The following is a 21,901-nucleotide window of genomic DNA, read 5'->3' as shown; positions in this document are numbered from 1 at the left end:
AGCACCCCCATGTCTGTCGAGACCACCACCACCGCTGACACCACCACCACCTCCACCGGCGCCTTCTCCCGCCTCATGTCCCGCCGGGTCCGCATCGCCACCGGCCTCGTCTGCGCCACCGTCGCCGCCGTGGCCCTCTCGGCCGGCGGTGCGAACGCCGACGGCGGTCCGGAGGACCCGCACGGCGACATGACCGAGCTGACGGCGGCCGACCTCGGCCTGCCCGAGGGCCCGCAGATGATGACGGCGATGGCGGCCACCTCCGGCGACGACCGCCCCGACTTCCAGATGCCGTTCAAGTGCGGCGAGACCTGGCAGGGCGCCTCCCGCGCCCACCACAGCCCCACCGCCAACGCGATCGACTGGACCCAGGGCGGCTCGACGGTCAACTCGCCCGTCGTGGCGAGCGCCGACGGTGTCGTGTCCAAGGTGAAGGACCTCGGCGGCTCCAGCTACGGCAAGTACGTGGTCATCAACCACGGCAGCGGCTGGTCCACCGTCTACGCCCACCTCAACGGCTTCAACGTCTCCAGCGGCGCGACCGTCAAGGCCGGACAGCAGATCGGCATCGTCGGCAGCACCGGCAACTCCTCCGGCGCCCACCTCCACTACGAGCAGCGCCACGACCTCGTCGACCGCCGCACGGTCTTCAACGGCAGCGTCTTCAGCGGCTCCGGAAGCTGGTCGAAGTCGCTGACCAGCAAGAACTGCGCCACCAAGGCCCCCGAGCCGAAGCCCGAGGGACCGGGCGACGGCGGTACCGGCTCCACCGGCATGGTCGACCTGGCCTCGGCCGACCTCAACGGCGACAACGTCGTCGACGTCGCCGCGGTGGAGGCGTCCACCGGCAAGCTGTGGCTCTACAAGGGCGCCTCCACCGGCACCATCGCCTCCGGCGGCAACCGCGTCCTGCTCGGCTCGGGCGGCTGGAACGGCATGTCCAACCTCACGGGCGGCGACTTCAACGGCGACGGCAAGGACGACATCGCCGCGGTCGAGGAGTCCACCGGCAAGCTGTGGCTCTACAAGGGCGCCGACAACTCCACGATCGCCTCGGGCGGCAGCCGCGTCCTGATCGGTACGGGCGGCTGGAACAGCATGTCCAGCCTGACGGCCCTCAACCTCAACGGCGACAAGATCGCCGACCTGGCGGCCGTCGACAAGGCCACCGGCAAGCTGTACCTCTACCCCGGCACCTCCACCGGCCAGCTCGCCTCCCGCAAGGAGATCGGCTCGGGCGGCTGGAACGGGATGTCCAACCTCACCGGCATGGACCTCAACAACAGCGGCCGCCAGGACCTGGTCGCGGTCGAGAAGTCCACGGGCAAGCTGTTCCTGTACCCCGGCGACAAGGGCTACCTGAGCCCGCGCGTCATGATCGGCTCCGGCGGCTGGAACGGCATGTCCGACCTGATCGGCGGCGACCTGCTGAACTCGCAGCTCTCCGACGACCTGATCGCCGTCCAGAACTCCACCGGCAAGCTGTTCCTCTACCCGGGCACCGGCTCCGGCGGCCTCGGCGCCCGCAAGGAGATCGGCACCGGCGGCTGGTGACCACCCTGAACACGTGAGGCGGTCCGTCCCTGCGGGACGGGCCGCCTCACGGCGTTCGCAGCGGCCAGGCGCGCACCGTCTCGTAGCGGGGCTGCTCGCGCGGCACCCCGCTCGCGGGCAGGTGGCTGCGGACCAGGCTGAGGGTGTCGACCTGCCACGGCGTGCCCTCGAAGTCCGCGAGGGCGTCCAGGTACGGACGCAGCGGGGTGGTGGCACGGTGGCTGCGGGCCAGGGTGAGGTGCGGGGTGTACCGGCGGTGCCGCTCCATCGGGACTCCGGCCCGCCGCGCGGCGGCGTCGGCCCGGTCGGCTAGCAGGCGCATGGCGTCGAGCTCCCCGGCGGCGCCCGCCCACAGGGCGCGGTCGCCGAAGTGGCCGCAGCCGTGCAGGCGCAGAGCGAAGGGCGCCGTATGGTGGGCCGCCCGCTCCAGGCGGGAGTGCAGCTCGGGGAGCGTGTCGTCGGCCACCTCGCCCATGAAGGCGAGCGTGAAGTGCCAGCCGGCCTGCACGGTCCAGGTCAGCCGGTCGTCGCGGAGCGGCCGTACGGCTTCCCGCAGCTCGGCGACGGCCTCCTCGGGCGGCAGAACGGCCGCGAACAGTCTCATGCGGTGAGCGTATGCCGTGCGCGCCGGCCGCGGGGGCGGGGCCGGCCTGCCCGGAGGGCAGTGCGCGGCTCCCGCCTGGGTGGTGACGGCCGCTACGCGACCGTCACCAGTTCGCGGCGGCGCGGAACGGCGGCCGGGACGAAGGCCACCCCGTGCCGGTCGACCCGCAGCCGGAGGTTGCCGACGCGGGCCAGGACCGCCGCGACCGCCAGGGACGCGGCCAGGGAGATCAGGGCGCCGGAGGCCATGCCGACGCGTGCCCCGTAGGTGTCCGTGATCCAGCCCAGCAGCGGGGCGCCCAGCGGGGTGCCGCCGGTGAAGACCATCATGAAGAGGGCCATGACCCGGCCCCGCATCTCGGGGTCGGTGGCCATCTGCACGCTGGAGTTGGCGGTCACGTTGACCGTCAGGCCGAAGACGCCGATGGGCACGAGCAGCGCGGCGAACAGCCAGAAGCCGGGGGCGAAGGCCGTCACGAGCAGCAGCACGGAGAACAGCGCGGCCGCGGCGACCAGCAGCCGCAGGCGGGAGTGCCCGCGCCGGGCGGCGAGCAGGGCGCCCGCGAGGGAGCCGGCCGCGATCAGGGTGTTGAAGAGCCCGTAGGTGCCCGCGTCGCCGTGGAAGACGTCGCTCACGAACGCCGACAGCCAGATGGGGAAGTTGAATCCGAAGGTGCCGATGAAGCCGACGAGCACGATCGGCCAGACCAGCTCGGGCCGGCCGGCGACGTAGCGCAGTCCTTCGCGCAGCTGGCCCTTGGCGCGGGGCCGGGGCTCGACCGGGTGCAGGTCCTTCGTCCGCATCATCAGCAGTCCGGCGATCGGCGCGGCGAAGGAGAGGCCGTTGAGCAGGAAGGCCCAGCCGGAGCCGACGGCGGTGATCAGCACGCCGGCGATCGCCGGGCCGACCAGCCGGGCGGACTGGAAGTTGGCCGAGTTGAGGCTGACGGCGTTGGCGACCTGGTCCTTGCCGACCATTTCGGGGACGAACGTCTGGCGGGCCGGGTTGTCGACGACGGTGATCAGGCCGAGGACGAGTGCCGCGAGGTAGACGTGCCAGACCTCGACGTGGCCGGCGAGGGTGAGCACGGCCAGCGCGACACCGGTCAGGCCCATCGCGCTCTGGGTGGCGAGGAGGAGGGGCCGCTTGGGCAGCCGGTCGGCGAGTACGCCTCCGTAGAGGCCGAACACCAGCATCGGCAGGAACTGCAGGGCGATGGTGATGCCGACGGCGGAGGCGGAGCCGGTCAGTGAGAGGACCAGCCAGTCCTGGGCGATGCGCTGCATCCAGGTGCCCGTGTTGGAGACGACCTGGCCGGTGGCGAAGAGCCGGTAGTTCCGGATCCTCAGCGAGCTGAACATCGAGTTCCCGCTCGCGGGCGGTGCGGGGGCCGCGGGGGCCGCGGGGGCCGTGCTTGCCGCGGGTGCTGCGGGGGTCGCGGCGGTAGTCGGGGTGGATATGTGGCCGGGTGCGGAGTCTGCTCCGTTTCCCGTACTCAAAAGCGTTCGCCTCCTGGCGTCGTTCCTACAGGTGTGCGAGCTTCTCCAGGACGGGTGCGGCCGCGCGCAGCTTGGCCCATTCGTCCTCGGTCAGCTCTGCCGCGAGCCCGGCCAGGAAGGCGTTGCGCTTGCGGCGGCTCTCTTCGAGCATCGCTTCGGCCTCCTCCGTCTGGCGGACCACCTTCTGGCGGCGGTCGTCGGGGTGCGGTTCCAGCGTGACCAGTCCCTTGGCTTCCAGCAACGCGACGATGCGCGTCATCGACGGCGGCTGGACGTGCTCCCGCCGTGCGAGTTCGCCGGGTGTGGCCTGGCCGCAGCGGGCGAGGGTGCCGAGGACCGACATCTCGGTCGGGCTCAGCGACTCGTCGACGCGCTGGTGCTTCAGACGCCGTCCCAGCCGCATGACGGCGGAGCGGAGATCGTTCACGGCGGCAGCGTCGTCGCCATGGGAGAGGTCATGCATGTACTTAGAATAACTCATTACTCTCGCTAAGGAACACCGGGTTTTCCTGGTCATGCACCCGGTATGTGCCCCGTCACTCGTACGGGTGAGTCGGCGGCCGAAAGTGACACGCGTACGCGTCCTCTGCACCGACTCTTTCGCCATGGGGACACATGTGCTGAGCGTGCGCATAGACGGGGAGCTCCTCGACAGGCTCCGGATCCATGCGGCCAAACGCGGAATGAGCGTCCAGGACTATGTGGTCCGGACGCTCATTCGCGATGACTTCGACGAGCGCTTCAAGGCGGCCGTCGACGAGACGGAGAAGTTCTACGGGCTGACCTGAGGTCGCCCGGGAGGCCGGCCCCAGGGGGTGTCCGGCTAGCCGAGGCCGAGCGCGGGCATCGCGTAGTAGAAGACGAACACCGCCGACACGACGTACATGGCGGCGGGGACCTCGCGGCCCCTGCCGGTCGCCAGGCGCAGCACGCTGAAGGCGATGAAGCCGATGCCGATGCCGTTGGTGATCGAGTAGGTGAAGGGCATCATCACCATGGCCAGGAAGGCCGGGACGGCGATGGTGAAGTCGCTCCAGTCGATGTCCTTGACCGACCCCGCCAGGATCAGGAAGCCCACCGCGACCAGCGCGGGCGTGGCGGCCTGCGAGGGGACCATGGTGGCCAGCGGGGTGAGGAACAGCGCCACGGCGAAGAGCGCGCCGGTCACGACGTTCGCCAGGCCCGTACGGGCACCCTCGCCGACACCGGCCGTGGACTCCACGAAGCAGGTGGTGGCCGAGGAGGAGGTGGCACCGCCGGAGGCGACGGCGAGGCCGTCGACGAACAGGACCCGGTTGATGCCGGGGAACTCGCCGGAGGTCTTGTCGATCAGCTTGGCCTCGTCGCCGACGCCCAGGATCGTGCCCATGGCGTCGAAGAAGCAGGACAGCAGCACGGTGAAGACGAAGAGGATGCCGGTGAGCACCCCGACCTTGGCGAAGCCGCCGAAGAGGCTGACCTCGCCGACGAGCCCGAAGTCGGGAGCCGCCACCGGGTTGCCGGGCCAGGCCGGGACGGTCAGGCCCCAGCTGGAGCCGGGCAGGTCGGCGACGAGCTGGACGACGACCGCGACGAGGGTCATGGCGACGATGGAGATCAGGATCGCGCCGGGGACCTTGCGGATCAGCAGGGCGAGGGTGAGCAGCGTGCCGATCACGAAGATCAGGACGGGCCAGCCGTCGAGGTGGCCGTCGCCGCCGAGCTGGAGCGGGACCGTGGTGTGCGCGGCGTCCGGGATGCGGGAGACGAAGCCGGAGTCGACGAGGCCGATCAGCATGATGAACAGGCCGATGCCGATGGCGATGCCCTTGCGCAGGCCCAGCGGGACGGCGTTCATGACGCGCTCGCGCAGTCCGGTCGCGACCAGCAGCATGACGACGAAGCCGGCCAGGACCACCATGCCCATCGCGTCGGGCCAGCTCATGCGCGGGGCGAGCTGGAGGGCCACGACGGTGTTCACGCCGAGGCCGGCGGCGAGCGCGATGGGGACGTTGCCGATGACGCCCATGAGGAGCGTGGTGAAGGCGGCCGTCAGGACGGTGGCCGTCACGAGCTGACCGCTGTCGAGCTGGTGGCCGTACATGTCCTTCGCGCTGCCCAGGATGATCGGGTTCAGCACGATGATGTACGCCATGGCGAAGAAGGTCGCGAAACCGCCGCGGACCTCGCGGGCCACGGTCGAGCCGCGCTCGGAGATCCTGAAGAAGCGGTCCATCCCGCCGGAGGGGACCCGGGGGGAGGGCTCCGGAGTGGCGGGGGCGGGGGCGGGGGCCGGGGTGCTCATACGGTCCTCATTGGTGGTTCATACGAAGAAAATGGGCCGCGCCCAAACCGTTTCAGTATGAACACACCAGGGAAGGGCCGTCCATCTCCGCGCGTAGACCGTGCGTGCGCGGGGCGTCGCAGGCTCCCGCTTAAACTTGCGACATGGCGAAATGGATTGCGAAGCACGAGGCGCCCGAGCCCCTTGAGGGCCCCGTCGTCGCCACGGTCACGGGCGGCACGATCCTGTGGTTCGCCCTCTTCGTGGTCCAGCTGCCGTTCTACGGCTGGTTCGCCGACCGGGGCCAGCTGTGGTGGGTGTGGACCTGCGCGGCCGGCGGCTTCCTCGGACTGATCGGCATCTGGTACGTCCGCGGCCGAGAGGCGGCACTGCAACGCCACGCGGCGGCTGCCGCTGCCCAGGCCGGGCAGGAGCCGGGCGCCCGCTAGGGCGGGTTGCGAAAGTCTCGTCTGGCTGTCCGGCGGGTCAGGGCCGCTCCTATCGGGCCGAGACCAGCGGACGATTCGGGTCATCCCCAGGTCGTATCTTCGGTCTTTTCGGCGGGTGAAGCGTTCGAACCCCGCTTACCGTCGAAACCATGACGGAGCGGGCGAGGATCGACCACCATGACGGGCGGGAGCCGGGCGGCGGGCCCGGCACGGCCATCGACGCCGGGGCGGAACTCGACCCCGTGCACCCCGTGCGGCCGCCGGCGCCCCGGTTCAAGCCCGGCGGGCTGACCACCGCCGAAGTCGCCGAACGGGTGGCCCGCGGAGACGTCAACGACGTACCCGTACGCTCCTCACGCTCCACCACCGACATCATCCGCGGCAACGTCTTCACCCGCTTCAACGCGATCATCGGCGTCCTGTGGGTGGTCATGCTCTGCGTCGCGCCGATCCAGGACAGCCTCTTCGGCTTCGTGATCATCGCGAACACCGGCATCGGCATCATCCAGGAACTGCGCGCCAAGAAGACCCTCGACGGCCTCGCCGTCATCGGCGAGGCCAAACCCAGCGTGCGCCGCGACGGCCGCACCGCCGAGATCTCCACCTCCGAGATCGTCCTCGGCGACGTCATCGAACTCGGCCCCGGCGACAAGGTCGTCGTCGACGGCTGCGTCGGCGAGGCCGACGGCCTGGAGATCGACGAGTCCCTGCTCACCGGCGAGGCCGACCCCGTCCTGAAGAAGCCCGGCGACCAGGTCATGTCCGGCTCCTTCGTGTGCGCCGGCGGCGGCGCCTTCACCGCCACCAAGGTCGGCCGCGAGGCCTACGCCGCCCAGCTGGCAGAAGAGGCCTCCCGCTTCACCCTCGTCCACTCCGAGCTGCGCTCCGGAATCTCCACCATCCTCAAGTACGTCACGTGGATGATGATCCCGACCTCCCTCGGCCTGATCGTCAGCCAGCTCGTCGTCAAGGAGAACAACCTCGACGACGCCATCGCCCGCACCGTCGGCGGGATCGTGCCGATGATCCCCGAGGGCCTCGTCCTCCTCACCTCCGTGGCCTTCGCGATCGGTGTCATCCGCCTGGGCCGCAAGCAGTGCCTCGTACAGGAGCTGCCCGCCATCGAGGGCCTCGCCCGCGTCGACGTGGTCTGCCTCGACAAGACTGGCACGCTCACCGAGGGCGGTATGGACGTCACCGAGCTCCGCCCGCTCGGCGGCGCGGAACCGGCGTACGTCGAGAAGGTTCTGGGCGCGCTCGGCGAGTCCGACCCGCGTCCCAACGCCAGCCTCCAGGCGATCATCGACGCCTACCCCGACAGCGCCGAGTGGCGGTGCACCGAGTCCCTGCCCTTCTCCTCCGCCCGCAAGTACAGCGGCGCCAGCTTCAGCGAGGGCGACGGCGAGAACAACACCTGGCTGCTCGGCGCCCCGGACGTACTTCTGCCCGCCGGGGACCCCGCCCTCGACGAGATCAACGACCTCAACGAACAGGGCCTGCGCGTCCTGCTCCTCGCCCGCTCCGCCCGCGAACTCGACGACGAGGCCGTCGCCATCGGCGTCAGTCCGACCGCCCTGGTCGTCCTGGAGCAGCGGTTGCGCCCCGACGCCGCCGACACGCTGCGCTACTTCGAGGACCAGGACGTCAAGGCGAAGGTCATCTCCGGCGACAACGCGGTCTCGGTCAGCGCCGTCGCCGGCAAGCTGGGCCTGCCCGGCGCGCAGAACACCGTGGACGCCCGCAAGCTGCCCGCCGAGCGGAACGAGATGGGCGAGGTCCTGGACGGCAACTCCGTCTTCGGGCGCGTGACCCCGCAGCAGAAGCGGGACATGGTCGGCGCCCTGCAGTCCCGGGGCCACACCGTCGCCATGACCGGCGACGGCGTCAACGACGTGCTCGCCCTCAAGGACGCCGACATCGGCGTCTCGATGGGCTCGGGCTCGGAGGCCACCCGCGCCGTCGCGCAGATCGTCCTGCTCAACAACAGCTTCTCCACCCTGCCGTCGGTGGTCGCCGAGGGCCGCCGGGTCATCGGCAACATCACCCGCGTGGCGACCCTCTTCCTCACGAAGACGGTCTACTCGGTGCTGCTGGCCATCCTGGTGGTGTGCTCGCAGGTCGAGTACCCGTTCCTGCCGCGCCACCTGACGCTGCTGTCCACCCTCACCATCGGCATCCCGGCGTTCTTCCTGGCGCTGGCCCCGAACAAGGAGCGCGCGAGGCCGCACTTCGTCAGGCGGGTGATGCGGTACGCGATCCCCGGCGGCGTGATCGCGGCGACGGCCACCTTCGCCACCTACCTGATCGCCCGCCACCACTACACGGGCGCGGAGGCCCTGCCGGCGGAGACCAGCGCGGCGACGCTGACGCTGTTCCTGACCTCGATGTGGGTCCTGGTGATCATCGCCCGCCCGTACACGTGGTGGCGCGTGGCCCTGGTGGGCACGATGGGCGGCGCCTTCCTGATCGTCCTGATCGTGCCGTGGCTCCAGGACTTCTTCCAGCTCAAGCTGGTCGGAGCCACGATGCCGTGGACCGCGGTGGCGGTCGCGGCGGCCGCCGCGACCCTCATCGAGTTCACCTTCCGCTGGGTGGACCGCAAGTTCCCGGCCTGACCGGCCGGGTCCTCGTGGGGGTGCGCTCAGGCCAGGCCGTCCGACTGGAGGCCGGTCAGTACGGCCTGGCCCAGGGTGTGGACCGCGGACTGGGGGCGGACCATCACGGTGAACTCCTTGATCCGGCCGGCGTCGTCGAAGTGCAGCATGTCGATGCCGTGGATCTCCTTGCCGTCCACCGTGGCCCGGAAGGGCAGGACCGACGCGGGGGCCTCGGTGCCGTCCGCGCCGGTCTCGGCCGCGCCGTCGAAACCGCCGACGTAGCGCAGGTCCTCGAAGACGCGCAGCAGGACCCCGAAGAGGCCCAGCACCATCGGCCTGCCCTCGAAGGGGCGGAACTTCACCGGGCTGTACAGCCTGATGTCCTCGGTGAACAGGTCCTCCAGCGCCGCCAGGTCACGCTTCTCCACGGCGGCACGGAAGCGTTCGGCGGTCTCCGTCACGGACTCCACGGCCCCTCCTGATACTCAAGGAATTGACTAGTCGCTTTCTTGAGTATCATGCGGGGGAGTACGAGGAAAAGGGAAGGGGCAGCCGCGATGGCCTTGCGACATGCCGTACTGGCGGCGCTGCTGGACGGCGAGTTCAGCGGCTACGAACTGGCGAAGTCGTTCGACATCGGCGTCGCGAACTTCTGGCACGCCTCCCCCCAGCAGCTCTACACCGAGCTCGCCAGGCTGGAGAGGGAAGGCCTCGTCGAGGGCCGACAGGTGGTCCAGGAGGCCCGCCCCAACAAACGCCTCTTCCAGGTCACCGCCGCCGGCCGCGCCGAACTGGAGGCGTTCGCGGCGGCGGCCGTCAAGCCCTCCGTCATCCGCGACGACCTGCTCGTCAAGGTCCAGACCGCCGACCGGATCGGCACCGCGCCCGTGATCGCACAGCTCGAAGAGCGCGCGGCCGCCGCGGACGCCAAGATCGACCTCCTCGGCCGGGTGCTGCGCAAGATGCGCGGCGACCTCGACGAAAAGGAGTTCCTGCTCCGCGGCGACGCGATCGGCGGATATCTCACCTGCCTGCGCGGCATCGCCTTCGAGGAGGGCCACCGCGACTGGTGCCGCCGTAGCGCGGCCGTCCTGCGAGAAAGGCGGACCCACCGTGCCGAGCAGTGACTACCGGCGCTACGTCGCCCTCGGCGACAGCCAGACCGAAGGCCTCGGCGACGGCGACGACACCACCGGCCTGCGCGGCTTCGCCGACCGCTTCGCCGGACACCTGGAAGCCGCCCGCCCCGGCCTGCTCTACGCCAACCTCGCCGTCCGGGGACGCCTCGCCGGCCAGGTCCGCGCCGAACAGCTCGCACCCGCACTGGCCCTGCGCCCCGACATCGCCACCGTCGTCGCCGGCGTCAACGACGTACTGCGGCCCCGGTTCGACGCGGCGGAGGTCGCCGGGCACCTGGAGGAGATGTTCGCCGCGCTCACGGCCGCCGGGACGCACGTGGCGACCGTGACCTTCCCCGACATCGGCCGGATCGCGCCCGTGGCCCGGCCCCTCGCCCCCCGCCTGCTCGAACTCAACGCCCTCGTCCGCGCCGCGGCCGCCCGGCACGGGGTGTACGTCGCCGAGACCGCACTGCCGCAGGCCGTCGCGGACCCGCGGATGTGGACCACGGACCGGCTGCACGCCAGCTCCGTCGGCCACGAACGCATCGCCGCCGCCCTCGCCCACGCCGTCGGCCTCCCCGGCAGCGACGACACCTGGACGCACCCGCTGCCGCCGCGGACCGCCCCCACCCGGGGGGCGGCCGTCGCGGCCGAACTGCGCTGGGCCGCCGCGTTCCTCGGCCCCTGGCTCGGCCGCCGCCTGCGCGGCCGCTCCTCCGGCGACGGCCGCACCGCCAAACGCCCCGACCTGCTGCCGTTCGCGGCCACCCCGTAAACGGACACCCCTGGGGCGGGTTGCGAAAGTGGCGTCGTCCGCCCGCAGGGCGGTGCTCGCGGTGTCTGGTGCGGTGCCTCGCAAGGCGGAGGGTCGCCCGCGTACCGGTCGTACGCGGGCGATCCCGACAACGCGGCGAGGTGCCGTGCCAGGCGCCGCGAGCCAGACGAGACTTTCGCAACACGCCCTAGTCGAACCAGCGGTCCCGGGCCAGTTCCGCCGTGCGCGACGGGTCCTCCAGCAGGGCAGCCACCTCGAAGCGGCGCGGCCACTGGCCCGCCGACCAGGCCAGGCCCGCCGCCACACCCTCCAGGGTGGACGCGTGGAGGGTGCCGTCGGGCGTGCGCCGCCAGTCCAGCTCGGTGCCGCCCGCCACCAGCTCCTCGTGCTCCACGTACGTCGCCGGCGTCGCCGGACCCAGCAGGATCCGCACCGACTCCGGGACCTCGTGCTCCTCGCCCGGCGTGGTCACCTCCGCCGGGACCTCGTCCGACAGCCGGCGCACCTGCAGCAGCTCCGCCAGGTCGGCCGCCCGCGACGGGGACACCGGCAGCAGCGGCAGGCCCGCCGCCAGCGGCAACAGGTCCGGGGCGTCCGCGATCACCGCGTCCGCCGCGTCCACCACCCGCACCTCGCCGTCCACCACCGCCCGCAGCTCGTCCGGCAGCGTCACCTGCTCCGGATCCAGATCGGCCAGCGCCCCGTACAGGCCGTGCAGCTGCCGGTCCGTCACCTCACGGTCCGGGTCCGCGAGCCGGCCCAGCAGCTCCGCCGCGCCCCCCGGCTCGTCCAGCAGGGCCGCCACGGACGTCCGTACCCCCAGCGCCCGCAGCACCTGCTCGTCCTCGAAACCGGTCGCGTCCGCCGAGGTGTACAGGCCCTCCAGCAGCGGGTCGCCGCCCGCCGCCCGCAGCCCCGCAGGCCGGCGGCCGTCCAGCACCGGGTGGTCGCGCAGCCACCACGCCGTGTACGGACGCACCGACTGCGTCGTGCCGTCCGGCAGCAGGATCCGCACCGGCTGGGTCAGCGCGTCCCGCAGCGGCGGCTGCGCCAGCATGGCCAGGGCCTGCGGCCAGCAGTCGTCGTCGACGAGGTCCAGGTCGCGTACGGCGACCAGCTCCGTCGCCACCGGCGGAACGGGCAGGTCCGGCAGCTGGTCCAGTACGTCCTCGCACCACACGTCCACCGCGTCCAGCAGCCCCGCGTCGTCCGGCTCCGCGAAGTCGCCCTCCCGAGGCTCCAGTTCGTCCGGATCCAGGACCACGTCGGTCGCGCGCACCAGCTGGAAGGACGCCAGCACCCCGCACGCCGTCAGCGGCCCCTCGCCCCACCGCTCCGCCAGCTCGGCATCCACGTACGGGACCTCGTCCTCGCGGATCACGGACGCCAACGGCGAGCCCGGCAGCAGCAGTTCGCCCGCAGGGGTCAGCTCTCCGTCCTCGTCGGGCAGTGCCAGCGCCCCCAGCCACGGCTCGTCCCCGGGCGCCAGCTCCGCGTCACGGACCAGCCCGAGGACCACCTCGGCCAGCTCGTCCGCGTCCAAGGTGTCGGCGTCCTCGTCCCAGATCTCCCCGGCGTCCAGCGACGCCGCCACCGCCGCCCGCACCTGCGGGGTCGTCAGAACCGCGCGCGCCGTCGCCGGGAGCGAGCCGAGCTTCTCCAGCAGCGGGTGCGCCGCCTCCGGGTGGGCGACCTTCAGCCCCAGCCGGGCCAGGTCCGCGGGCGTGTCCGCGTACGGCAGCAGGACATGGCGCGGCCCGATGGTCGTACGACCGTCGGCCAGCGGCACGGGCAGCCCCGACAGCCGGTCCGGGTCCACCCCGGCGAGGCTGTCGTAGAGCCGGTACCACCACTCGGGCGTCCGCTCGATGCCCGCGATCCGCTCGATGGCGTCGCCCAGCGGCAGCCGGCCCACACCCAGGGTGCGCAGCTCGGCGCGCCGCTCCAGGCCCGCCGGCAGCAGCGTCGGCAGGACCTCCGCCAGGACCCGTACGGTGTCGGCGCCCGCGCCCTCCACCACCTCCGCCTCGAAGGGGCGCAGGGCGCTGCGCTCCTCCGCGTGCTCGGGCGGCGCGGCCGGCGCGAGGAACGCCGTACGCGGCAGCCGCCGCAGCACGGCGGCGCGCAGCGCCCCGTCCAGCTCGCCCTTGCCGAGCGGGCCGGGGACCAGGTCCACCAGCCCGGTGCTCACCGGGTCCCAGGAGCCGAGGAGTTCGGCGTACGCGTCGGCCGCGCGCTCCACCAGGAAGTCGGTCAGCGGCCCCGGCGCGGGATGGCGGCGGCTGGTGTCCAGCGGCAGCGTCGCGATGAGCAGCGCCGGGATGCCCAGCGGCTCGTCGGTCGGCGTCGGCGCGTGCACCACGGGCGCGGTCGTCGGGCGCAGCGGGGCGCCGTCGGCGTCGACGGGCACCGCCCACGACACCGTCCAGGAGGGCCGCAGCCGTTCCTCCACGGGCCGGTCGGCGAGCAGCGCCCGCTCGATGGCACCGCCGTGGCGGACGGTGCGCCAGCGGGTGGCGTGCGTGGCGGAGCCGGCGGTGTCCTCGACGACGGTGTACGCGCCCTCGTCGCGGCGGGCCAGCGTGCGCGAGCCGGCGGGGGTCTCCACGACGACCTCGCACAGCCCGGGCAGGGTCAGCAGGAGGGCGTCGTCGATGCCGGCGAGCAGCCGCTCCACGAGGTCCTCGGCGGCGGCGTCACGCAGTGGGAGGACCACGACGGTGTCGTAGCCCTCGGGCGCGGTGCCCTCGGCGGGCAGGGGCAGCCGGAGCAGCGGCACGTGCCCGTCGCGGCGGCGCAGTTCGTCGCCGAGGCCGGGGCTGCCCACGGCGGCCTCGCGGGCCAGCTCGCGGGCCTCGGCGAGGGACCAGCGGACGCCGCCGTGGCGGCCGAGCACCGCGGGTTCGTCGCAGACGGCGAGGACGGCGGCGAAGCCGACGCCGAACCGGCCGACGCTCTCCGCGGCGGGCTCCCGCTTGGCTGAGGCCCGCAGGGTGCTCAGGGACTCCACGCCCGTCGCGTCCAGCGGGGCGCCGGTGTTGGCGACGGCCAGCAGTGCGGGGCCGTCTTCGCCCTCGTGGAGGGTGAGCCGCAGCCGGCCGGGCACCTTGGCGCGGGCCGCGGCGTCGGCGGCGTTCTGGGCCAGCTCGACGACGAGCCGGTCCCGGTAGCCGCCGAGGGCAAGGTCCTCCTCGGCGTTGGCGTCCTCGCGGAACCGGGCCGGTCCGGCACCCCAGGCATCGAGCACGCCGCGCCGCAGCCGGGCCGTGCCGAAGGGGTCCACGCCGCTCTGGGCCGCCGTCACTCGCACGCTCACGCCGCTGCCTCCAAGAATCGCCCAACGCAACTCCTGAAGGTATCGCGTGCCGGGCCGGGCCCCACCCGTGAGGTGTGCGAACACGACGGCACCGATCCCGGTGTGCCGCCGGCGGCTCCCGCGCAACGGCCCGCGGAGCGGAATCCGTACGCGCGAAGGCCGAAGCCCCCGGTGACGACGAGTCGCCGGGGGCTTCGGAAAGGGACTCTGCACAGGCGCTCTGCACAGGCGCTCTGCACAAAAGCTCCGCAGGAGGTTCTGCAAGCGGCTCGGCAGAGGTCGGGCGGAGGACGGCTACAGCTTCTCGATCACGTGGTCGATGCAGGCCGTCAGCGCCTGTACGTCCGCCGGGTCGATCGACGGGAACATCGCGACGCGCAGCTGGTTGCGGCCCAGCTTGCGGTACGGCTCCGTGTCCACGATCCCGTTGGCCCGCAGCACCTTCGCCACGGCCGCCGCGTCGATGTCGTCCGAGAAGTCGATCGTGCCGATCACGGCGGAGCGCTTGTCGGCGTCCGCGACGAACGGCGTCGCGTACTTGGAGGCCTCCGCCCAGCCGTACAGGTTGCGCGCGCTGGCCGCCGTACGGCCCGTGGTGAACTCCAGGCCGCCCTGGCTGTTCATCCACTCCAGCTGCTGGTCCAGCAGGAAGAGGGTGGCCAGCGCCGGGGTGTTGTAGGTCTGGTTCTTCAGCGAGTTGTCGATCGCCGTCGGCAGTGAGAAGAACTCCGGGATGTGCCGGCCCGACGCGTGCACGCGGGCCGCGCGCTCCAGGGCCGCCGGGGAGAACGCCGCCAGCCACAGGCCGCCGTCGGAGGCGAAGGACTTCTGCGGCGCGAAGTAGTAGACGTCCGTCTCGGTGATGTCCACCGGCAGGCCGCCGGCGCCCGAGGTCGCGTCCACCAGAACGAGGGACCCGGCGTCCGCGCCCGCGACGCGCCTGACCGGAGCCGCGACACCCGTCGAGGTCTCGTTGTGCGTGTACGCGTACACGTCCACGCCCGCCTCGGCCACCGGCTCCGGGTGCGTGCCCGGCTCGGAGGAGATCACGGACGGCTCGTCCAGCCAGGGCGCGAGCTTCGCGGCCTTGGCGAACTTCGAGGAGAACTCGCCGAAGGTCAGGTGCTGGGACTTCCGCTCGATCAGACCGGCGGTCGCGATGTCCCAGAAGGCGGTGGAGCCGCCGTTGCCCAGGATCACCTCGTAGCCCTCGGGGAGCGAGAAGAGGTCCCGGAGGCCCTGGCGCACCGAGCCGACCAGGTTCTTGACCGGGGCCTGGCGGTGTGAGGTTCCGAGCAGGGAGGTACCGGTGGCGGCGAGGGCGTCCAGCGCCTCGGTCCGCACCTTGGAGGGGCCCGCGCCGAAGCGTCCGTCGGCGGGCTTGATGTCAGCGGGAATCTGGATCTCAGCCACGAGCGGAGCGTATCGGGTCCCGGTCCGCGCTCCGGACGCGCGTCCACCCGATGAGACGCGGCGCGGCGGTGGCAGGCTGGGCGGCGTGACGACACCCGGTGAAGTCGAGCGGACATTGCGGGCGCAGCTGCGCGGGGAGGTGGATTTCGGCGCCGCGGCACGCGCCCTCGTGACGATGGACGCCTCCAACTACCGCCGCGTCCCCCTCGGCGTCGTCGCCCCGCGCGACGCCGACGACGTCGAGGCCGCCCTGCGCGTGTGCGCCGACGCGGGCGTCCCCGTCGTCCCCCGGGGCGGTGGCACCTCCATCGCCGGGCAGGCCACCGGCACGGGCGTCGTCCTCGACCTCACCCGGCACATGAACGCCCTGCTGTCCGTCGACCCGGCCGCCCGCACCGCCGTCGTCCAGCCCGGCCTGGTCCTCGACCGCCTCCGGGACGCCGTACGCCCCCACGGGCTCACCTTCGGACCCGACCCCTCCACCCACTCCCGCTGCACCCTCGGCGGCATGATCGGCAACAACGCCTGCGGCGCCCACTCCGTGGCCTGGGGGACCACCGCCGACAACGTCACCGAGCTCGCCGTGACGGCGTACGGGGGCGGCTCCCACCGCATCGGCACCGGCTGGGCGGGCGCCCCCGACGGCCTGCGGGAACTGGTCACCGGGCACCTCGGGCTGCTGCGCACCGGCATGCCGCCCGGCTTCTCCCGCCGGATCTCCGGCTACGGCGGACTCGACGCGCTCCTGCCCGAACGCGGGGTGCGGCTCGCGCACGCCTTCTGCGGCAGCGAAGGCACCCTCGGGGTGGTGACCGAGGCCGTGGTGCGCCTCGTGGAACTGCCGCCCGCGCCCGCCCTGGCCGTCCTCGGGTACGCCGACGAGAGCGCGGCGGCGGACGCGGCCGCGGGGCTCCTCGCGTACGGGCCGCTGACCGTCGAGGGCATGGCCGAGGACCTGCTCGGCGGCCCGGCGGGCACCGGCGGCGCGGGGGCGGGCAGGGGCAGGAGCACCGGCGGCGGGGCCGTCGGGCTGCCGGACGGGCGGGCCTGGCTGTTCGTCGAGATGCCCGACGAGGGCGGCGCGCGGGCCGTCGTACGCGGCGCGGACGCGCTGGACGCGCTGGTCGTCACGGACCCGGCACGGCAGCGGGCGCTGTGGCGGATCCGCGAGGACGCCGCGGGCACCGCGACCAGGACGCCCGACGGGCGGATGGCCTGGCCCGGCTGGGAGGACTGCGCGGTCCCGCCGGCCCGGCTGGGCGCGTACCTGCGGGACTTCCGGGCCCTGCTGGCCGCCCACGGCCTGCGCGGCACCCCGTACGGGCACTTCGGCGAGGGCTGCGTACACGTACGCATCGACTTCGACCTGGCCTCGGCCGCCGGAGTGGCCCGCTACCGCACCTTCTCGGAGGAACTGGCCGAGCTGGTCGTCGCCCACGGCGGATCCCTCTCGGGCGAACACGGCGACGGGCAGGCGCGCGCAGAACTCCTGCCCAAGATGTACGGCGAGGACGTGCTCCGGCTCTTCGGGGCGTACAAGGACACGTGGGACCCGGCGGGCGGCATGAACCCCGGGATGCTGGTCAGGCCGGCCCGGCTGGACGAGAACCTGCGCTTCGCGGTCCTCCCGGCCACCCCCTTCGCGGGCGAGGTCGCACGGTGCGTCGGCGTCGCGAAGTGCCGTACGGGCGGGCCGGGCGGCGCGGGCGGCTCCACCGGCGCGGGCGTGATGTGCCCGTCCTACCGGGTCACCGGCGAGGAACAGCACTCCACGCGCGGCCGGGCCCGCCTCCTGCACGAGATGCTCGCCGGGGACGTCGTCACCGACGGCTGGCGCTCCCCGGAGGTCGCCGAGGCGCTGGACCTGTGCCTGGGGTGCAAGGGCTGCCTCAGCGACTGCCCGGTCGGCGTGGACATGGCCTCGTACAAGTCGGAGTTCCTGCACCACCACTGGGCCGGGCGGATCCGGCCCCTCGCCCACTACACGCTGGGCGGCCTGCCGGGATGGCTGCGCCTGATCGCCCGCCTGCGGGCGGCGGGCGCCGTCAACACCGCCGCCCGCCTCCTGCCCTTCCCGATGCCGGGCCTGGCCCGGGAACGCCCCCTGCCGGCGCTGGCGAAGCGCCCGTTCACGAGGGACGCGGCGGCGGTGCAGGGGCCGGGGGGCGGCCCGGTGGGTGCGGTCGCCGTGACCCTGTGGCCCGACACGTTCACGGAACACCTCAGCCCCGAGGTCGGCCACGCCGCGCTCCGCGTGCTCCGGGCGGCCGGCCTGGCCGTGTACGTCCCCCGCACCCGCGGCCGGCTCTGCTGCGGCCTCACCTACCTCTCCACCGGCCGCCTCGACCGCGCCCGCAAGGTCCTGCGCCGGACCCTGGACACTCTGGACACCACGGGTGCCTTGGGCGCCCCCGGCGAGGTCCCCGGTCCCGTCACCGTCCTCGAACCGAGCTGCGCAGCGGCCCTGCGCGCCGACCTGCCCGCCCTGCTCCCCGACGACCCGCGCGCGGCCCGCCTGGCCGCCGCCGTACGCACCGTCGCCGAGACCCTGGAGGAGTACGCCCCGGACTGGCGGCCGCCCCGCCTCGACCGCGCGCTCGTCGGCCAGACCCACTGCCACCAGCACGCCGTCCTCGGTGACGCGGCGGACCGCCGGCTGCGTGAACGCGCCGGACTCGTCGGGGAGCCGGCCGGAGGCTGCTGCGGCCTCGCCGGGAACTTCGGCTTCGAGCCCGGCCACCACGAGGTGTCGGTCGCCTGCGCCGAGGAACAGCTTCTGCCGTCCCTGCGCGCGGCCCCGCCCGGCGCGCTGGTCCAGGCCGACGGGTTCTCCTGCCGGACCCAGATCGCCCAGCTGGCCGGCGTCCGGGCCCGTCACCTGGTGGAACTCCTCGCGGACGGACTGACGGCCCCGGCCGGCGAGGGCGCAACGGACACACAGCCGTAGCGAAGATGTAAGGCAACAGAAGCAGCAACACTCCTTACCGGGGCTTAGGGTGGACGCATGCCCGCACCTACCGCGTCCCCGACGACCAGCCCCGCCGCCGCACCCTCCACCACCCCCTCCACCGAGGGGGCCCGGTCCCGCTTCGGACCGGTCGCACTGGTGATCTCGGCAGGCGTCTCGGTCCAGTTCGGAGCCGCCCTCGCGGTCATGATCATGCCCAGGGCGGGCGCGGCGGGCGTGGTCACCCTGCGCCTCGCGGCGGCCGCGATCGTGCTGCTGCTCCTGTGCAGGCCGAAGGTGCGCGGGTACACGCGCTCCGACTGGGGCACGGTCGTCGCGTTCGGCGTGGCGATGGCCGGCATGAACGGCCTCTTCTACCAGGCCATCGACCGGATTCCGCTCGGCCCGGCGGTCACCCTGGAGGTCCTCGGGCCGCTCGCCCTCTCCGTCGTCGTCTCACGGCGGCTGGTGAACTTCCTCTGGGCCGGCCTCGCCCTCGCCGGCGTGGCCCTGCTGTCCGGGCACGGCGGGGGCGGCCTCGGCTTCGGCTCCCTCGACCCGCTGGGCGCCGCCTACGCCCTCGGCGCGGGCGCGATGTGGGCGGCGTACATCGTCTTCAGCGCGCGCACCGGCCGCCGCTTCCCGCAGGCCGACGGCCTGGCCCTGGCGATGGCGGCCGCCGCAGTCCTCTCGCTGCCGCTGGGCGTCCTCGAAGCCGGCTCGGACCTGCTCGTCCCCAGCACCATCGCGCTGGGCGTCGGCGTGGCCGTACTGTCCTCCGTACTGCCCTACACCCTCGAACTGCTCGCACTGCGGCGGATGCCCGCCCCGACCTTCGCCATCCTGATGAGCCTGGAGCCGGCCATCGCCGCCACCGCCGGCTTCCTCGTCCTGAGTCAGGCCCTGTCGGCGCTGGACGCCGTGGCCATCGCCCTCGTGATCGCGGCCAGCATGGGCGCGGTCCGCTCCCAGATCGGAAAGCAGCCCGCCTGATGGACGTCACCGCCTATCTGGAAGCCGCCCCCGAGGACCGGCGCCCCGCCCTCGCCCGCCTGCGCGAACTGTGCGTGGCGGAACTGCCCGGCTTCGAGGAGGGCATCGCCTACGGGATGCCGGTCTACGTCCGTCCCGGCGGGACGGAGGCGGAGATCGCCTGGGCGAACCAGAAGCAGTACATCTCCTTCTACCTGATGCGCACGGACATCCGGGACGCCTTGGCGGACCGCCTGGCAGGCCACGACATGGGCAAGTCCTGCCTCCGCTTCCGCAACCCCGCCAAGGTCGACTTCGACCTCCTGCGCGACCTCCTACGCGCGACGGCCCAGGCGGGCCCGGGCCGGGTCTGCTGACGGGAGCTCCGGGGCAGGACCCCCCCTCCGGGGAGGGGGCCCTGCCGGGGGCGGGGCGGGGCTTCGAGAGGCGCGGAGGCGGCTTCGGGGGCGGGGTCCCGCAGGGGCGGGGTCAGGAGGCGCGGGGGTGGCTTCGGGGGGCGGATCTGCCGGTACGGGTTCGGGGTGGGGTGGGGGTGGCTTCGGGGAGCGGGAGCCACCCCGGGTGGTGTCGGTGAGGTTCTGGGGGTTTCCCGTCAGTCCCATCGTCTCTCCGCGTCGGGCCGGCCCGTCAAGGGCGCTCCCGTTGGTCGCGTCACTTCGTGAGGGCCTTCGGCCCCCCTTGACCGACCGTCCCGCCACGGAAATCCGAAAGACTGCCGGGAAGCCCCCAGAGGAACGGGCCGGCCATCGAGACATCCCTCGGGGAGGTCGGCGCCGCGCGCCCGGATCCAGGAGCGCCCCAGATCGCTACGCGCTCCTGCCCGACGGCGTCCCCCCGTCTCTTGGGCTGGACATAGGCCCGCCATCGATCGCTACGCGCTTCTGCCTGACGGCGTCTGCCAGCCCCTGTGGCTGGGCATAGGCCGCCCCAGATCGCTACGCGCTTCTCCATCACGCGTCCGCGAGCCCCGTGGGCTGAACATAGGCCGCCATCGTTCGTTACGCGTTCCTCGATCACGCGTCTGCGATCCGTCCGGGGTCATGGGCCGCAGAAAGGCTTCTGTGCTCCTCGTTGACGGCGGCCGGCCCTCGTGCCTGACGACAGAGGGGCGCATTGAAGGGGCGGGAGGCTGATCACTCGGCTCAGCCGAACTCAACCCCTGTCTGGGCCTGTCTGCGATCTCACCTGCATGCCTATAGTGGTGCAAACAGGGCAAGTTGCAGAGTCCTCGGGGCGTCCGCCCGCCCAGACATGGATTGGCATCGCTCCAGCGGTCATCTGAAGCTTCTGCTCTCCCGGATGGGGTCAGGCCGTCGAGTCAGGTCGCTCGATGTAGCGACGGAACCCTTCCGCACGCGCCAGGAAGCCGCACGACTCGTAGAAGCGGTGGACGTATTCGTCATCGGCTGCCAGCAACTGCACCTTGTAGCAGCCTGCCGCCTCGCCGACCTGTACGACAGCATCCATCAGGTGGCGACCGACGCCCCGCCGCTGGAAGGCCTCGGCGACAACGACGTTCTCCACGAAGAGGACGGCACGACCGCCACGGGTGAGGTTCGGAAGGACCAGGCAGTCTGCGGTGCCGGCCACGGCGCCGTCGGTATCGGCCACGAGCACGGTTCGTCCCTGCTGGTTGGAGATGGCCGCCCATATGGCGTCGGCCCTCTCTTGAGGTAGCGGCGCATCGTCGGGATTCAGCTCGCCGTAGAGCTCCAGCAGGGATGAGAGGTCCGATCCGACAGCCGGTCGCACATTGATCTTCATGGCGCCGAGCCTAGAACCACCGGTCGCAGACGCCGCCGTCGAGAAGCGCAGCAGGTCTTCCGCGGCCTATGCCCGACCACAGAGACTCGCGGACGCGTGATGGAGAAGCGCGTAGCGATCTGGGGCGGCCTATGCCTAGCCCAAGAGGCTCGCGGACGCGTGATGGAGAAGCGCGTAGCGATCGATGGCGGCCTATGCCTAGCCCAAGAGGCTCGCGGACGCGTGATGGAGAAGCGCGTAGCGATCTGGGGCGGCCTATGCCCAGCCACAGGGGCTGGCAGACGCCGTCAGGCAGAAGCGCGTAGCGATCGATGGCGGGCCTATGTCCAGCCCGTGGGGCTCGCTGACGCCGTCGGGCAGGAGCGCGTAGCGATTTGACGCGCTCCTGGATCCGGGTGCGCGGCGCCGACCTCCCCGAGGGATGTCTTGATGGCCGGCCCGTTCCTCTGGGGGCTTCCCGGCAGTCTTTCGGATTTCCGTGGCGGGACGGTCGGTCAAGGGGGGCCGAAGGCCCTCACGAAGTGACGCGACCAACGGGAGCGCCCTTGACGGGCCGGCCCGACGCGGAGAGACGATGGGACTGACGGGAAACCCCCAGAACCTCAC

Annotated in this window: 17 protein-coding genes; 9 read left to right on the top strand and 8 right to left on the bottom strand. The window is 72.6% G+C overall.

Annotation, left to right across the window (positions count from 1 at the left end; genetic code table 11):
- Positions 1-9: 9 nt before the first annotated feature.
- Positions 10-1,554 (top strand): peptidoglycan DD-metalloendopeptidase family protein, encoded by a 1,545-nt coding sequence (locus tag BSL84_RS36075; protein ID WP_051873085.1) that lies wholly within the window; start codon positions 10-12, stop codon positions 1,552-1,554.
- 46 nt (positions 1,555-1,600) lie between these two features.
- On the opposite strand, the gene thpR is transcribed toward BSL84_RS36075, so the two are convergent.
- From thpR to BSL84_RS14750, 3 genes are all read right to left on the bottom strand, one after another.
- On the bottom strand, positions 1,601-2,158 hold the full coding sequence (gene thpR / locus BSL84_RS14760) for an RNA 2',3'-cyclic phosphodiesterase (RefSeq protein ID WP_030027179.1): 558 nt from the start codon (positions 2,156-2,158) through the stop codon (positions 1,601-1,603).
- A 92-nt stretch (positions 2,159-2,250) separates the two neighbouring features.
- Positions 2,251-3,657, bottom strand: a complete 1,407-nt coding sequence (locus BSL84_RS14755) for an MFS transporter (RefSeq protein ID WP_075970510.1) — start codon at positions 3,655-3,657, stop codon at positions 2,251-2,253.
- Positions 3,658-3,682: 25 nt separating this feature from the next.
- Positions 3,683-4,120 (bottom strand): MarR family winged helix-turn-helix transcriptional regulator, encoded by a 438-nt coding sequence (locus BSL84_RS14750; protein ID WP_030010566.1) that lies wholly within the window; start codon positions 4,118-4,120, stop codon positions 3,683-3,685.
- 142 nt (positions 4,121-4,262) lie between these two features.
- Here BSL84_RS14750 and BSL84_RS14745 point away from each other — a divergent pair, with 142 nt between their 5' ends.
- On the top strand, positions 4,263-4,445 hold the full coding sequence (locus tag BSL84_RS14745) for a hypothetical protein (RefSeq protein ID WP_030027182.1): 183 nt from the start codon (positions 4,263-4,265) through the stop codon (positions 4,443-4,445).
- A 35-nt stretch (positions 4,446-4,480) separates the two neighbouring features.
- On the opposite strand, the gene BSL84_RS14740 is transcribed toward BSL84_RS14745, so the two are convergent.
- Positions 4,481-5,941 carry an NCS2 family permease gene (locus BSL84_RS14740; RefSeq protein WP_045324344.1) on the bottom strand — a complete coding sequence of 487 codons (1,461 nt, stop codon included), beginning with the start codon at positions 5,939-5,941 and terminating at the stop codon, positions 4,481-4,483.
- A gap of 143 nt (positions 5,942-6,084) precedes the next feature.
- Between BSL84_RS14740 and BSL84_RS14735 the strand changes: the two genes are divergently transcribed.
- Together BSL84_RS14735 and BSL84_RS14730 are read left to right on the top strand one after the other, a co-directional pair.
- A complete protein-coding gene (locus BSL84_RS14735) occupies positions 6,085-6,369 on the top strand; it encodes a hypothetical protein (protein ID WP_030027186.1) in 285 nt (94 codons plus the stop codon).
- Positions 6,370-6,518: 149 nt separating this feature from the next.
- Positions 6,519-8,984, top strand: a complete 2,466-nt coding sequence (locus BSL84_RS14730; RefSeq protein ID WP_045324345.1) for a cation-translocating P-type ATPase — start codon at positions 6,519-6,521, stop codon at positions 8,982-8,984.
- 26 nt (positions 8,985-9,010) lie between these two features.
- On the opposite strand, the gene BSL84_RS14725 is transcribed toward BSL84_RS14730, so the two are convergent.
- Complete coding sequence (locus BSL84_RS14725) at positions 9,011-9,427, bottom strand: nuclear transport factor 2 family protein (protein ID WP_045324403.1); 417 nt, start codon at positions 9,425-9,427, stop codon at positions 9,011-9,013.
- Between the two features lie 96 nt (positions 9,428-9,523).
- Here BSL84_RS14725 and BSL84_RS14720 point away from each other — a divergent pair, with 96 nt between their 5' ends.
- Both BSL84_RS14720 and BSL84_RS14715 read left to right on the top strand, forming a co-directional pair.
- The gene (locus BSL84_RS14720; protein ID WP_030027190.1) at positions 9,524-10,093 is read left to right on the top strand and encodes a PadR family transcriptional regulator; all 570 of its coding nucleotides are present in this window, start codon (positions 9,524-9,526) and stop codon (positions 10,091-10,093) included.
- Positions 10,080-10,862: an SGNH/GDSL hydrolase family protein gene (locus tag BSL84_RS14715; RefSeq protein ID WP_045324401.1), complete on the top strand. Its 783-nt coding sequence runs from the start codon at positions 10,080-10,082 to the stop codon at positions 10,860-10,862. Before BSL84_RS14720 ends, BSL84_RS14715 begins: the two co-directional genes overlap by 14 nt.
- 187 nt (positions 10,863-11,049) lie before the next feature.
- Here BSL84_RS14715 and BSL84_RS14710 read toward each other — a convergent pair whose 3' ends face one another.
- Together BSL84_RS14710 and serC are read right to left on the bottom strand one after the other, a co-directional pair.
- The gene (locus BSL84_RS14710; protein ID WP_075970509.1) at positions 11,050-14,178 is read right to left on the bottom strand and encodes a sacsin N-terminal ATP-binding-like domain-containing protein; all 3,129 of its coding nucleotides are present in this window, start codon (positions 14,176-14,178) and stop codon (positions 11,050-11,052) included.
- A gap of 294 nt (positions 14,179-14,472) precedes the next feature.
- Complete coding sequence (gene serC / locus BSL84_RS14705; protein WP_030031636.1) at positions 14,473-15,591, bottom strand: phosphoserine transaminase; 1,119 nt, start codon at positions 15,589-15,591, stop codon at positions 14,473-14,475.
- On the opposite strand from serC, the gene BSL84_RS14700 reads away from it, so the two are divergent.
- The 3 genes from BSL84_RS14700 to BSL84_RS14690 are packed head-to-tail and all read left to right on the top strand — an operon-like array spanning position 15,563 to position 19,887.
- Positions 15,563-18,538 carry an FAD-binding and (Fe-S)-binding domain-containing protein gene (locus BSL84_RS14700; protein ID WP_079273201.1) on the top strand — a complete coding sequence of 992 codons (2,976 nt, stop codon included), beginning with the start codon at positions 15,563-15,565 and terminating at the stop codon, positions 18,536-18,538. The genes serC and BSL84_RS14700 overlap by 29 nt on opposite strands.
- A 57-nt stretch (positions 18,539-18,595) precedes the next feature.
- The gene (locus BSL84_RS14695; protein WP_030031385.1) at positions 18,596-19,531 is read left to right on the top strand and encodes an EamA family transporter; all 936 of its coding nucleotides are present in this window, start codon (positions 18,596-18,598) and stop codon (positions 19,529-19,531) included.
- Positions 19,531-19,887: an iron chaperone gene (locus tag BSL84_RS14690; protein WP_075970508.1), complete on the top strand. Its 357-nt coding sequence runs from the start codon at positions 19,531-19,533 to the stop codon at positions 19,885-19,887. Before BSL84_RS14695 ends, BSL84_RS14690 begins: the two co-directional genes overlap by 1 nt.
- A gap of 949 nt (positions 19,888-20,836) precedes the next feature.
- On the opposite strand, the gene BSL84_RS14680 is transcribed toward BSL84_RS14690, so the two are convergent.
- On the bottom strand, positions 20,837-21,295 hold the full coding sequence (locus tag BSL84_RS14680) for a GNAT family N-acetyltransferase (RefSeq protein WP_075970507.1): 459 nt from the start codon (positions 21,293-21,295) through the stop codon (positions 20,837-20,839).
- Positions 21,296-21,901 lie beyond the last annotated feature (606 nt).

Origin of the sequence: Streptomyces sp. TN58 (assembly GCF_001941845.1) — a bacterium.
GTDB lineage: Bacteria > Actinomycetota > Actinomycetes > Streptomycetales > Streptomycetaceae > Streptomyces.
The sequence above is the reverse complement of the archived record's forward strand: the minus strand, read 5'-3'. Positions and strand labels throughout refer to the sequence as shown.